The 14,230-nt window shown below is 49.0% G+C and carries 7 protein-coding genes; all 7 read right to left on the reverse strand.

What is annotated here, in order from left to right; translation table 11 throughout:
- Positions 1 to 82 precede the first annotated feature (82 nt).
- The 7 genes from FHN83_RS24355 to FHN83_RS24385 all read right to left on the reverse strand — a co-directional run bounded on the left by FHN83_RS24355 (position 83) and on the right by FHN83_RS24385 (position 14,224).
- The gene (locus FHN83_RS24355; RefSeq protein ID WP_139565231.1) at positions 83 to 1,684 is read right to left on the reverse strand and encodes an LA2681 family HEPN domain-containing protein; all 1,602 of its coding nucleotides are present in this window, start codon (positions 1,682 to 1,684) and stop codon (positions 83 to 85) included.
- A 12-nt stretch (positions 1,685 to 1,696) separates the two neighbouring features.
- Entirely contained in the window at positions 1,697 to 5,767 is a 4,071-nt protein-coding gene (locus FHN83_RS24360; protein WP_139565232.1) for an NACHT domain-containing protein, read from the reverse strand.
- 463 nt (positions 5,768 to 6,230) lie between these two features.
- Positions 6,231 to 6,668: a poly-beta-1,6-N-acetyl-D-glucosamine biosynthesis protein PgaD gene (gene pgaD / locus FHN83_RS24365; protein WP_039028573.1), complete on the reverse strand. Its 438-nt coding sequence runs from the start codon at positions 6,666 to 6,668 to the stop codon at positions 6,231 to 6,233.
- Positions 6,665 to 7,999 (reverse strand): poly-beta-1,6-N-acetyl-D-glucosamine synthase, encoded by a 1,335-nt coding sequence (gene pgaC, locus FHN83_RS24370; protein ID WP_139565233.1) that lies wholly within the window; start codon positions 7,997 to 7,999, stop codon positions 6,665 to 6,667. The genes pgaD and pgaC overlap by 4 nt, the downstream gene beginning before the upstream one ends.
- Positions 7,996 to 10,011, reverse strand: a complete 2,016-nt coding sequence (gene pgaB / locus FHN83_RS24375; RefSeq protein WP_139565234.1) for a poly-beta-1,6-N-acetyl-D-glucosamine N-deacetylase PgaB — start codon at positions 10,009 to 10,011, stop codon at positions 7,996 to 7,998. The genes pgaC and pgaB overlap by 4 nt, the downstream gene beginning before the upstream one ends.
- 9 nt (positions 10,012 to 10,020) lie before the next feature.
- Positions 10,021 to 12,483 carry a poly-beta-1,6 N-acetyl-D-glucosamine export porin PgaA gene (gene pgaA, locus FHN83_RS24380; protein ID WP_139565235.1) on the reverse strand — a complete coding sequence of 821 codons (2,463 nt, stop codon included), beginning with the start codon at positions 12,481 to 12,483 and terminating at the stop codon, positions 10,021 to 10,023.
- Positions 12,484 to 12,808: 325 nt separating this feature from the next.
- Positions 12,809 to 14,224: a surface lipoprotein assembly modifier gene (locus FHN83_RS24385; RefSeq protein WP_176556529.1), complete on the reverse strand. Its 1,416-nt coding sequence runs from the start codon at positions 14,222 to 14,224 to the stop codon at positions 12,809 to 12,811.
- Positions 14,225 to 14,230: the final 6 nt, after the last annotated feature.

Here is a 14,230-nt window from a genome sequence, read left to right on the forward strand (position 1 = left end):
AGTGCCAAAGACTCTCTAATAGTGGATGGGTAGTTTTGCAAGGATGCTTACATAGCGCTTCGCTTGCTGCCTTTTACTTAGGTTATGACGAATACTTTTTCATATGCAGTTCATTGGTAATATAAGGAATATTCTCTTTTTTTTGTTTCTTACCTTCATGTCTAACCATAAAAGCAAATGAAAATATTGCTGAACGGGTTATCTGAATCAACTGACCGAAATGGTGAATAAACTCATCCTCTTTGATAAAAAGAATATCTTTAATAAATTTATAAGACTGGTAAAGATCTTCTGCTTTATCACTTTTGTGTACCACCAAAAATTTATGTTCTAAACCATTGCGCCACTCTTTATAAAAAGCCAATTCACCACCTTTATTTTTATTCAGGTCAGTAGCAATGCTGTACAATGCTAAAAGTCCAGGTGACTTTATATCTTCAAATCGTTGTCTTCTGTTATCAACGTCTAACTGCCAGAAGCTTTGGAAATAGATGTTTTTCTGTAACCCGCCCTTCTTAGCAGGTGGATAAAGTTTGTGAAGTTCACAGATACATACCGCAATCTTATCGAGAATACCAAAGCAGAGACGAAAGGCCGTTCTGATCTTCTCAATATCAATGCCTAAGATCTCGTCATTATGAAACTCCAAAAAATGGCATTCTTCTTTAATTTCATCCGTATCCTGAGGATAAAGGTATTCAAAATAGAGATGGCGAGCAAGTGAAAACTCCGATTTAAAGCGGTTTAATGCCATCTCCATTGGAATAATAAAATCTCCGGTTACACCAGAAGAAGAGATGACAAGATTATCGGTGGCACTCCCCACACAGGGGCAATAAAGACCGTACTCGGACAGCGTCAGATAATTTATTAGGCAGAATTGCCTGTATGCACTTAATGCGTCAAACTCCTGTTGCGTGAGCATGTCATCATGCTCGTCCGTTTCGCCGTCTGCTGATACACATTTTTCTATTTTATCGTTGGTTTGTGCTATACGACCAAGATAAAATGATTCCCATTGCGGAGGGATTTTTTTGGAAACAGATGCATTAATATAACCTTTTCGTATCTCCTTCAATTGCTTAATGGAGTATGAAGATGAAACAAGGTTTAGCTCAATGAGCGCGGCAGAACGATTGACCCACGACTGTGGTATATCTAATCCCTTACGATTAGTGAGATCATAATATCTCAGTGCCTCACTCAGCCTAAATTGGCTTCTTAGCGAATTGGCCAGATTAACGGACAGTTCAGCCTGAAACTCTTCGCTCTCTTGTGAGGAGAATCTAAAGGCTCGCCAGTAGATATTTTTTAACGAAACAAGTTCTTCTATTGACTGGAATGTGTGGTCGTGAGGATTATCGACACTTATCTTATTAGACAAGGCATTACCATAATTATAATAAAAATGGCTCTCTCCTTGTACATGCGCTAATTCTTCCTTGTTATCATCCATCAGCTTAAAACCAAGCTCTGCTGCATTTTTATGGTTGCTCATTTGCCCAATATCAACAAGACCGCCAGCCACATTCCCCAGCACTATAAAATAATTTTCACCTTTGACCTTTATTTTCCCCAGTTTTTCAAGGAATACAACGGATTGCTGGTATGCCAGGTCAAAATCACCACAATCAACCAGTCGGTGAATATTGAGACTTTCATCTACAAGTTCTTTTGTAATCATGATTCACTTTTCTTACATAGATGATTTTTGCGTTTCAATAGTCGAATTAGCCTCACCTGATACGTCAATTACTATCGCAGACAGGCGGTTTCGCTTAACCATTGGCACAGCTTCATTGAGAATGTCCTCCATTGTCGTGGCGTTTACTGGGGGTGGCGTGTCTTTCTCCGGGCGAGGGATAGCGTTTGGTCGAGAAGCACCAAACCAGAAGACCAGATAGATGCCGTAGCCTGCGGCATCGGGATTGGTAGTATAAAGTTGGTCAAGTTGCTCGTTAAGTGCGCTCCAGACGTTTCGGTGATAATCACGCTTTATCTCAATGGGGATCTTTATTCCTGGAAGTGAAATGATGATATCAGCCCTTTTACTTGAAACCATGTGGCCTTCTGGCTCACAGATTATTTGTAACGGATGGAGTCGTACTCTAAGCAGCTCCAGAAAAAAATTCCGACAGCTCTCTTCAGGCTTAGGCACTACAATTTGACCATTACCATTCTCATTCCAGAACTGTTTATAAATATCGGTATTTTCATAAGTAATTCGGTTAGCGATATCCCGCAAATGATCTAACAATAACGCATAGAGATCCATTACATTTGCTGGGGTCTGATTTTTAAGTATATTCACCGCTTGCTTCCAGTTAGTGTGTTGAAACTGTGATTCCCGATAACGCACCTTCTGGTTGCTTTGGGCGTGCAAGAGATAATCACGGTAACTTGTACATTCTGGCAGTAATAATAAACGTTCAAATACTTTACCGGCATCGTATGAGGAAAAAGAAGAAACGTCATCAATCATTCTTTTGATAAAATCAGCATATTCCCAATTGTTTGTTGAGTTAGAGACGTTACTTGCAAGGCGATCTATATTAGGAAAATGAATAGCGGAGACAGTGATGATCGTTTCCAATTGTGTTAGTGATAAACGCTGCTCGCTACTCCCACGGCCTCTTTTCGCTTTACCTGATAGTTGACGAATAAACATTATCATTTTCGTTGCGGATTTTGATTCAGATAAAAATTGATCCTGACATTGGTCTGGAGCGAATAAATAAGCACATACCAGCCAAATTTGATAACTTTGCTTTTTAAGTTTTGAGGGTTGCGCTATCATCAACTCAGATAACTGCAACAACTCTGCATGACTCTCAGGATGCGCTAACAACCACCCCACCAGGTTTTGTAAATGGAAAACATCATCAGGATGCTCTTTAGCTAGTCTCATAACTAAAGGAACGGCATAGTCGATTGGAATGCAGGTATCATTTAACAGATAGTTAAGTGCACGGATATCTTGCAACTGATTATTAATGTAAAAAGTGATAATGTGGTAATAGGTTTTGATGAAAAATGCTGTTTTGTTAAGTATCACATCCCTTTTCCACGGTAATGAATAATCACTTATAACATTATTATCTTTGGTGAAAAGTGCTAATACCACATCCAGAGCCAATAGCGTTGTTAATAAATCTTCGTCCCATTGTGTAACATCAGAATTTTTTTTAAACAACTCATCGCTTCCTGCCAGTACTGCATACCACCATTTGTAATACTTCCCCTTCAGAAAAGTACAATTCACCTCGTCAATTGTGGGCAGATCTGAACGATTTAAAATCGCTAAAAGACCGGATATCGCATCAGTGACATTTTCGGCACCTAATATGTCTGCACAGCGCTGCACTGGCGTCAATTTGTCATCAACATCGCTGTATTTCGAATAGTAAATATAGGAAATATGTTTGAGCCACTCTAAATGTTGGCCCGACACAATTTCCTGACGACATAACTCGAAACTGTGCCTGTCTTCATAAAGCGCCGCGTTTCTTTTTTTCTCATAGGCTATTTGGCTAAGTTTATGTTTAACTCGCCAATCGTCAATCTCACAGACGATGGAAGTCTCAAACACAGCAGTCAATTTTACATTTAAATGGCAGTACGCGGAAAGAAATTCAAACGTCTGTTGGGATGGCTTTGCACATCGGTAAAGGACCGCAAATGTCAGTCGATAAATACATTCAGTTTTATCTGAATCAGCTTCAGCATGGGAAAAAAAGTGGATAAAACGTGCCAGCAAAACCTCATCAGGAATAAGATGGAAGGTGCTTCCACCAAATTCATGTAAGAATAAGCAATGAGTATCATAGTGTTTAAATGAAAGAATGGCGGCATCTATAATATCTTCATATTGCCAGCTACGATTTTTTATCTCCTGAACGACAGATTTCTGCACATTGTCATAACCGCGATAATGGTGATGATGGGAGTAGAAATAGAACGTTTTTAGGCACAACCATATCTGAGATGCGCTGTAACCATTCTTCTCGCTCAGTATCCGCAATAATCCAGCTTCCAGAAAATACACAATCTCATAATGATTTTTAGCTGAAGAATACCAGTCTTTACTGTGAGCGGTGTGGTACCGATCGAGATGCTCAAAGATAGCGAGCAGATCAGCAGTCGGTACAATATCATTCAGCCGCCATAACGCGCCTATCGGTAATCGCTCACTGGTTATGTTTAATGTATCAATCAGCAGTTGTGCTATATCCTGTGGTGTAAAGTGATCTTTATAAAGCAACTGAATTATATGGTTACGCAACCGGATGCTATCGTGATTTTTGTCATTTAACTCCGCAAATAAACGTACCGAAAATTTCTGCCCAGACACTCCAAAATGGATTAATGCCGTTATTGCTTCCTCCTTTTCCGCATACGATGAATCCTTCGATTTGACAATATTAATTAAGTCATCACTCAGTGCGACTATCGGTGTTGCCACCGATAAGGATTCCAAAACGATCATTCGCAGAGAAAATGACGAATGAGGATCGCGGACTATCTGTCGCAATAGAGCTTCCATTTCTACCGTCGCGAAGCCATTCAGATATGAATTAAGTCCATGATTTCTAAACCAAGGGTCACGTTCTGAAAGTTTTGACAGCGCCACTAGTAGATTTTGTTTTTCCGCTATCGGTAATGAAGCTGCATCGCCATAGGTCAGAACGCCGTAAGGATCGGTGTCAATGAATACCTGGGCGTATTGCGGTAAAAAGACCGCTAGCCATGCGTGTAAACCTCTTAATTCTGAAGACGGATACCCCTCAAATCCCAGCATACTTCTCAAACGTCCCATGGGTAGCCCTTTGTCAACGATCCCGGCTAACCATTTTGCCGCTAAATACTCAGCAATTGTCCTGTGGCTGTAATCAACAGTCTCAAGCTCATCTCCGGCAGAAAAAACCCGCCTCGATAACGCCGCTCTAATTATTTCATGTGAGAAGAACGAGATGGTTCTGTAACTGGGGTATTCTGGTCGGATATCGTTTGGAAGCAGAGAAACTCCGGAAACATCACTCAATATGCGCAACGCGCAAATTGATCCTGCAGGATACTCTAACTCGTCGCAGTTATGAATTCCTGAAGTTAGCCGCGTATGTTCTGTGCTATGTTCAGTTAAAAGGAACTGTGTCGCAGAGTGGAAAAGTTCAGACCTTGTACGGGGCCAGTTTCCTTCTTTAACGGCTTCAGCCAGCATTATTAGATTTTGTGGGTTGTAAAGAAATTCGCTGGCGTCATGTTTTTCTGCTTCAGCCAGAAACGCTTCCGGGTGTTCAACACCATTAGCTTGTAGAATCGCGGTCTGCTCTTCTGTTGAGAGCGACTGCAAATGTAAAACAACATAGCCTCCCGTCTGCTCAAAATAGGGTAAAAATGCTGACAAGTCTGATTCACCTAACCAATCCTGAGAGCGACAAGAAATTCTGACATTTTGTGGCGTTTGGGAAAAAAGCCTATGTATGATGTCGTCTACAACGTCACTACTGTTACTGGCACTCCTCTTCTCATCTAATGCATCGATGAATAACGTTTTCTGATTATCAATAGGTACGCCACTTAAGAAGTGACGTACTGTCAGATATTTTGCCTCTTGCAGTGCCGCAAACTGTTTGAAGAGATGCGTTTTTCCAGCACCAGGATCACCAAGCAGAACAATGTTCGGAAAGTGAGAATAATCACTAAATACCGCTGTTTGGGTATCTTTATCTTTTTGAGGATAGATTTGCCTGACTTGCCTGTTTAGCATTCTATAGGTTCCTGAGTATCTATTTTTGTTCTACCAAATCTGTATGGCAGATTTTACTCAAAATTTACCATAGACTTTCAGCCGATACAGTAAACCATCTAACCCGCCATGGTTGCTATGATGTCACGTTATGGATTACAGGACAGACTCATAGTGAGCAGAACTGGCTGCTAGGAGGTCGAGTGCTGGTACCATTCAAATATTGATGGAATCAGGGATGACGCTGGCTCTGTTGCATGGGCTACTTTTCGCTCATAGCTGCCGAAAATTTTCCAATACCAGGCACTTGTTTTGCCCAGTCTCGGTATTTTCCTGGGTATTGCAGCCGGTTCGCCAGGCGATCCCCGGCGTCATTACCAGCATCCCACTTCGCACGCTTATTCATGCCCCCATGTATTACGCGCATCGCAGGCAACCCAAAAAACCTGCCAGCAAACATCCAGACTTACCGGCAGGTTTTTTGTTACTCGCTCTGCACGCCTGCGAAGGTTTTCACCATCCACACGCGGTCAATGGCGCCCGTATCATAATGGGCAAGAGTAAAGACCTGGGCCTGACTCATCACCAGCGCCAGTTCGGGGGTGATATTGAAACTTGCCGCCACTTCATCGCGTTCAAGTTCAGGCCGTCGCTTACGACGTTCAATACGAAAGCGAATCTGGTTGTATTTTGCCCAGCCGATCAGCGCCATACCAATAAGACAGGCCACCAGCAGATAAATACTCAACGTATTGAGCGTGGTGTAGAACGGCCTCGTCCCTATAAAAGGATCATGTTCAATCGCGTTTATCAGACCACTGTAAATCAGCCAGCTAAACCCCAGCCAGGCAATGATCGTTAACAGGGCATCCAGCACGCGAGGAAGCCGCTGTTGTTCAGTAAAAATTAACGGTTGCATCATGGTTTTAATCTCCCAATACCGCGATCGGGACTCACCCAACGAGCTCTGCTGCGTTTGCGGCGCAGCATGACTTTCGGGAAAGCCACAAGCGTAGTGAACAGGCTCAACATCCAGTACACCACCGGAAACCAGATAACCCAGAACAGCGACGCCGCAATACCCTTCTCGTAGCGTCGTTCAATAAACAGACTGACCGCGAACTGCAACAGACAGACCACGCCCAGCATCAGGCCGGTAAAAGCCGGTGGGAAAAGGTGCTGAACATATAAAGAATCGGGCATCGGAATAAGCAGCCCGATGAGAAACAACAGGATGGTGATGGCATAGGCAAAGGCCCATGCGGTTGACATACAAAACTCAATAAACAGAGGCCACATGCGCCGGTACTCCCAGCCCCACAAGCGACGCATATTGATAATAAACACCTCCGCGCCCCCCTGCGCCCAGCGCAGACGCTGCTTCCAGAGCCCTTTCAGCGTCTCGGGCATCAAAATCCAGCACAGCGCACGAGGTTCAAAGAAAATGGACCAGTGGCGCAGCTGTAACTTCCAGCTGATATCAATATCTTCCGTGATCATATCCGGGCTCCAGTACCCCACTTCTGCCAGGGCGCGACGGCGAAACGCGGCAATGACGCCGGAAACGGTAAAGACCTGACCATAGACGCGCTGGGTACGCTTGATGAGGCCGATAATAGATGAAAACTCCCCCACCTGGACTCGCCCAATCAGCGTTGAACGTGTGCGGATACGCGGATTACCGGTCACGGCCCCCACGCGAGGATAATTGAGCAGCGGTGCGACCATATATACCGCCGCATCCTTATCCAGCAGCGCATCCCCATCAATGCACACCAGAAAATCACTGCGCGCCGCCGCCGCACCCGCCTGCAGGGCTACCGCTTTGCCCTGATTTTCCGCCAGATGAATCACCCGCAGCCGCGGACATTCACTCGCCAGCTTGTCCAGCACGGCCGCGGTGTTGTCTATAGAGCCGTCATTAATAGCAATCACTTCTATATTTTCATAACGTTGCGCCAGCGCCGCTTCGATAGTCTCCCGGGCATTCACCCCTTCGTTAAAGCACGGCACAAGAATGGAAATCAGCGGATTGCCTGCGAGTTCAGGTGGCGGCGTGTCCGGCCCCCATGGCCAGTGGCGCTCGCGGTAAAACCAGAAGTAAAGCCCACCGCTCATCCAGAGGGCCGACATAAACAGCGGCCAGAAAAAGACGAAATTAAGGATCACTTCACCGGTAAAAATCACCGCCACGCCGAGCGGAAAACTGAACATCAGGCAAAGGATCAGGAAGGCGATGAGGCGATCGGTCATTTTTGCGGATACCAGTAAGAGGAAAAAGCAGAACGGATCTCTGCCATCCGGGGTTGATCGTTAATGAAATCGTCCGGGTAGTAGCCAAAGTTTCCGGCGCCGCTCATCTTGAGCTGCCGCATCCACCCGTTAAGCATTTCACCGCTAATATCGTCCTGCCCTGCCCCCTTACGCCAGTCGCGTGCCTGAAGTTCAAAAACCGTTTTATCCAGTGCGCCAGGGTAACGGGCGACCTGCCTGACGAGTCTGTCCAGCCAGGCATTGGCATCCTTGACCGGGACATTTTCCATCAGCGGCATCGCCATCGGGGCTGTCCAGTCGTAGGTGCCGAGAAAATCATTCAGATTCTGCGCAAACCAGGTTTCGCTCTGCGGATCCAGTATCGGCATGGCGTAAATGTTGCGGGCGGTTTTGACCTGCGGCCCGCGCACGGCACGCACGGTTTGCGTGAGCTGTCGGGTAAAATCAATCAGGGCGCGACTTTTAAAGCGCGTCCAGCGCGCCAGCAGCTGCGGGTCGGCGCGGATCTGCGCAATGTTGTCCGGGAAGCCTGCTGCACGATAGGCTTTGAGCGCATCCGGAGAGGCATCCTCAAAGTCGGTCAAAAAAGCGTCATCATGGAACAGGATGCCGCTGAAGTTAGCATGGCGCGCCAGGTCCTCGTAGATGTCGTTGATCCTCTGCCGGGCAACCGCACTCCAGGGGGATAAGCGCAAATAATGGCGGTTATCTGGCGCACTTCGTCCGGTATCTGGCGACCAGGCCGCCACGCGAGGCACCGAGGGATCTAACCCAAACGCCAGCACCGGCATCCAGGCGTAAACCTTCACCCCGGCACGGGTCTGCAGCTGCCAGGACACGAAGTTAAACAGATCCGCCCGCATAGGCAGCCAGCGACTGCGGAAATAGAGCGCATTGACGTTGCCGTCCCCTTTCGGATCGGCATAGGCCTGTAAAAAGACGTGGGTTATCTTCATGTCGAAAACACGCTGGATGAGCACATCGATATTTCTACGCTGTTGAGCCGGGTTTTTGTCGTATACATAGTCGAGATCGATATGCATAACCCGCATGGTGTCAGGTTCCCTGACCTGGGCTATCTGGCTGGCGAAACTGCGCAGCGAAGGGTTGTTGGAAATCAGCACCCGGGGAATGTCTTCCAGACTGGCGGCATTCGCCAGACCCTGATTCAGGCTGAACGCCATCTGGTAGCCCTGCTGATGCGCGAGCTTCAGCGTGGTCCCGCTCGCCGCACCGTAGGGCCAGACCCAGGCGCGCGGTGCTTTCCCGGTGACCTCTCTGATTTTGTTCGAAATGCGAGCCAGGTCGGCACCCATACGCTGTTCAAACTGCGCATCCGTTTCGTACTGCCCGCGGGTTTTATCGTAGAAACGGTTAGCGGCCGCGGGCTCCTGACTGCCCTGCGGATTGGCCTGGTGGCCGTAATGGGATGCCCAGGTGTGCGCACCCACTTCCACCAGCCCCGACTCGCTGGCCTCCCGCACCATCTTCCAGGTGGCAAATTTTTCCCGCGGCGTTTTTAGTCCGCCAAAATCCACCAGCGAATGTTCCGGGGCATCCACCCAACTGCCGACAGGCGCCCAAAGAGCAGGCCATTTGAACAACCGAAGCAGCGGCAGAACGCGCGTCGAGAAGCTACTGTATCCATCATCAAAGGTCAGCATCACCGCCTTTTCAGGCAATGTCGTTTTCCCGGCATGGGCATCCAGCACCTGCTGCACGCTAATCGGGTGGTAGCCGTTATCATTCAGCCAGGCAAACTGGTCGTTCAGGGCGCTGGTGCGCACGGACAGATAGCGCTGATCGGCGGCACCGTCCTCCACGTCATGCCAGGCCAGCACCAGAAAGCTGTTTGTGGGCCAGCGCTGGTCCGCATACAGCGCCGGGCGCTCGGCGGGAGGAAGATAACGCGGTGCCGCGGCCAGTGCATACATGCTCATCATCATCCACCCGACGATTACCCCTGCGGCAAGAAGCCATCGTTTCATCATGAAGCGCCCTTAAAACCTGACATTCAGATCAAATGCGAGGGCAATATTGCGCTCCCGCTTCCCGTCGTAAGGACGCTTATCCCAGGTCAGTTTCACCCCGGCATCCACTACGTTATTCCATTGAATTCGTTGCCCGTAACCTAACTGGTTGATGGCTCCAGGGCTGTGCCCTTTTTGCCAGTAACCGCCCGCTCCCGCCTCAAACTGCTGCTTCCAGACCGTGTCGTAATGGCGGTACAGCACCTGTTCGGCGCGCAGCCCTGCCACCGCCGAAAAATCACGTTTGGGGTTGTAATAAGGCACATCTTCTTTGCTGTTATTACTGCCGCCGATGCCAGGGATGAAATCCAGAGTAAAACGTGGCGACGTCCAGAGGCGTTCTTTACCGCTGATACCGTATTCCAGCCGATCGTTGCCGTCGGTGAAGTGCGCGCCGGAAAGCGAAACCTGATATTCGCGTCGTTCGTTCTGATACCAGCGCACCCACAGATCGCCGCCGTTGGAGTTCACCCCATTGCGCAGGGCACGCAGCGGCGTGTTACGGGATAACCGCTCCGCCGAGGCCCCGGCCCGCCAGTTGTCGCTGAAATCGTACCAGCCGGAGAGGCGTCCGCCGATTTTCTGATCGCTGCCATCATTGCGCCCGGAGATCTCCATCTCGGCCCAGAGATCCCTTGAGGTCCACTCCGCGCCCGCCAGCAGGTCCCGGCTTATTCCCTTCCCCTCCTCAAAATCGCCACGGGCAAAGTTGTAGCCGGTAAACAGTCGCCAGTTTTGGTTAATCGGTGGGCTATAAAGTGCCGTGTTGAGGGTGAAATCGTTTTTGCCGCTGACCGGACTGTCGGAGGAGATGCCCTGAGATCCGGCTATGCGCAGTTCGGCTTTGTTATGCACCGCCATCAGTCGTTCAAGCTGCAACGTGGCGGCGTCATCCGGGCTGCGCTTCACCACATCCTTCGTCAGCTCGTCGGCCTGCCGCCACTCCTGCAGCTCCATAGCCGTCCATGCCTGTTGCCGTTCCAGCGCCAGGTTGCTGGGTTCAATGACTTCGGCAAGCTTAAGTTCGCGCTCTGCGGCACGCGGTAACCCTCTCGCCAGCAGCACTGAGGCATAGGCAATACGCAGCGCCTGGTTACCCGACCCTGTACGTGCCAGCCGCTCCGCATGCGTCTCGGCTGCAGGCAAATCATTGGTGGCGACCAGATATTCGGTTTGTAAGGTTCTGGCCAGCAGCCAGTTGTCATTAGGCTGCGGTGTGGGAGAACCATAGATCCGTTGCAGGTACGGGGTCTCTTTACTGTAGGTATCCAGCTGCTGCTTCGCTTCGTCGAAATGGTTGTTATCGAGACGGGCATACAGCAGCTCCTGTTGATCGTCCATAGTCAGCGGCTGTGATGCCAGGGTTGAGCCACGCGGAAAATAGATGCTTTCAAGCAGCGACTCGGCTTTGTCCGGCTGCTTCTGCGCAAGATATGCAGAAGCGACCCATCTTCTGGCGTAGTCAGGAACGGGCTTTCCGTTCGCCTCGAGCGATTCAAATTCGGCGATCGCGTCTTCCATATGTTTACGGATAACCAGCGCGCCCAGCCGGTCAATTCTTGCGCGTCGCACATCAGCCTGCGCCTCGGGGTTGTCTTTCCACTCGTCAATCAGCGCGTTATAGCGAGCCAGTGCTTTATCTGCCACCAGAAATCGCTCATCTTCATTGCGGGTGGGCGTGAACGCCGCGCGGACGGTTTGCGCCGCCGCATCCAGTTCAAGCTGACGTTTAATGGCATCCGGCTGCGGGTAGCGCTCTGAAAGGGTCAGCGCGGGGCCGGCAATACGGTTGGCCGACATGGCAGCCAACAGCGTGGGCACCACGTTTTTGTTTTGGTCTGAATCGGTATCGAGTTGGCTGGCCGCCAGGACGGAATCCCAGTTTTTCCCCTGAGCATGATAAACGTACGCCAGCAGTGCCTCTCTCTCTGGCCCCGGCTCCTCGTCTGCCCAGCGCCGGGCTTCGGTGATTGCCTGCTCGTTGCGATGGGCATCTGCGAGCGTCATTATCCAGCCGGTGCGGGCGTCGCTATTACCGGGCTCGTCTTGCAGAACGGTTTCCCAGACGGCCAGCGACGCATTCCACTGCTTTTGGTTACGCAGCGCGCGGGCGGCAGCGACCTGCCCCCGGGCAGGGATGTCCATGCGCTGGCGATAACGATCCCATACCGCCAGCGTTTCAACGTCATTATTGGCCCATGAGGAAACCTGAAGCCAGTCAGCAATCTCTCCCGCCGTTAACTGTGTCTGCTGTTCCCGAACGGCAAGGTATTGCAATAAAGGCTGGCGGTCGCCATCCCGTGCCTGAATAATAAGTTCATCGTAAGCAGACGTTTGGGCGTATGCCCATGTCGGGAATAACATGCTCACCATTAATAAGTATCGTCCTGAACGCAGTTTAATAACCCGCGAGGAGCAGGAAACTCTGAACATAGTTAACCCTTTATCTCTGTTATAACGTGAGCCTTTCATTTATTCATGACGAAAAGATGACTGAAATTCAATAAATAAACAAGCAACAAAAAAGTCTATATAAATTTAAAATCTCATGCTTTTTCCTTATTTATTATTTTTCAGCCAGGCACTACCGTTTTTTTTCAAACAACTCCTGAGCGCCACTCAAAAAGTTAGCAGCCACCTTTACCTTTTACCAACCCATAAAATAAAAAAACACGCCGGAGCGTGCTTTTCATGTTAATCTCATTCTTTCGTATCAGATCCTTTCTGCATACTCAGTAAAAAGTGCTGGCAATGCCTGTTAAAAATTCTTATCCAGCGAAAGCGTGATATTCCTCTGTCGATAATCATAGAAATCGATATTGCTGTCGACCCGCTTCCAGGTGAAATTCAGTTTCGGCATAACCCCAAAGAAATAAAGGTCGCGATGCCAGAGCGAGAGATTATAGATCTGTTCATTATCTTTCCGGCGCGTCGAGAATATATCGCTGTCGGCCTGGTAATCGCGTCTGGCAACGGCCGTGGTGGCGGCAAAAGAGAATTGCCAGGGCATATCAACCTGCACCCCGCTGCGCAAACCTACCCGATGGTTAGATTCACTGCGGGTGAAGGTCTGCTGATCGAGCAGATCGAAGCCAGCAAATCCTGACACCCGGTTACTGAAGGCATGGGACAGGGTTGTGGAAGAGTAACGGTTTTGCCCGCGCAGGAATCGATAATCTTGATCATCATAATCCAGCTTCTGATATTCCAGCGCCTGACTCACTTGCCAGGTGGGCGTCAGTAAATAACTGTATTCGGCGCGCACGCCAGGGCCAGAAGAATACGCCTCGGTGCCATACCATCTTTTTTCATAAAAAGGCAACAGGGCAAATTGCTGGCGGAAATTACGCCATTGATATCCGGCATAAGCACGGGTGGTAATATCATCAAAATCATGATTATTCCAGTAACTCTTTCCGTTTACCGTACCCAGAAATCGCAAGCCATGCTGATCGTAGAGTTGTACATCTTTTTGTAATGCGCCATTGAACCAGAAACCTTCCCCACGCTGAGGGAAACTATCCTTATTACGAATAAAAAGACGATCGCCAACCCGAATGGTTTTACCCGATGACGCATTATTCACATTGCTGTCATTCAGATAGCTCAGGCTGAATGAACCCGTTAATGCGCTGCCTTTCTGAATGCGCTCAAGATATTGGGCAATGACCTGCTGAATATTCTCAGGCGGATTGCTTTGTAATACGCGACGAAATTGATAATCAGCCGCGTCAAACTGCCGATTTTCAAACATGGCACGCGCTAAATCCAGACGCACCGCCGCATAGTCAGGATGCTGACTCAGAATAGCGCGATAGTGTTCAATCGCCTCTGCATAATGCCCCTGACTGCGCGCCAGACCGGCTTTTGCAAAAAGAATCAGGGTTGAATCCGGATTGGGTGACGCCTCATAGACAGGTAAAATGGCACGTACCATCGGCCACTTTTCTTCACGAATGGCCTGATCGAGCAGCGCCATCGCCAGCTCTGGCTGTTCCGCCAGTTGAGCATTGGTCACATGCAGCGTGTTATCGCCAGACCCGGCGCGCTTGTCCGGCGTGGTCAGTCGTTCAAAGTGGGGAGCAGCAGGAATCGAGTCGGTTTCCGGCGGCGCAGCAAAGGCAACGCTGAGCGGGCACAGCAAACTCAGTGCGCCAGTACGCAAAATAGTCATAGAAAG

The sequence above is a fragment of the Leclercia adecarboxylata genome, from assembly GCF_006171285.1.
Lineage (GTDB): Bacteria > Pseudomonadota > Gammaproteobacteria > Enterobacterales > Enterobacteriaceae > Enterobacter > Enterobacter barmai.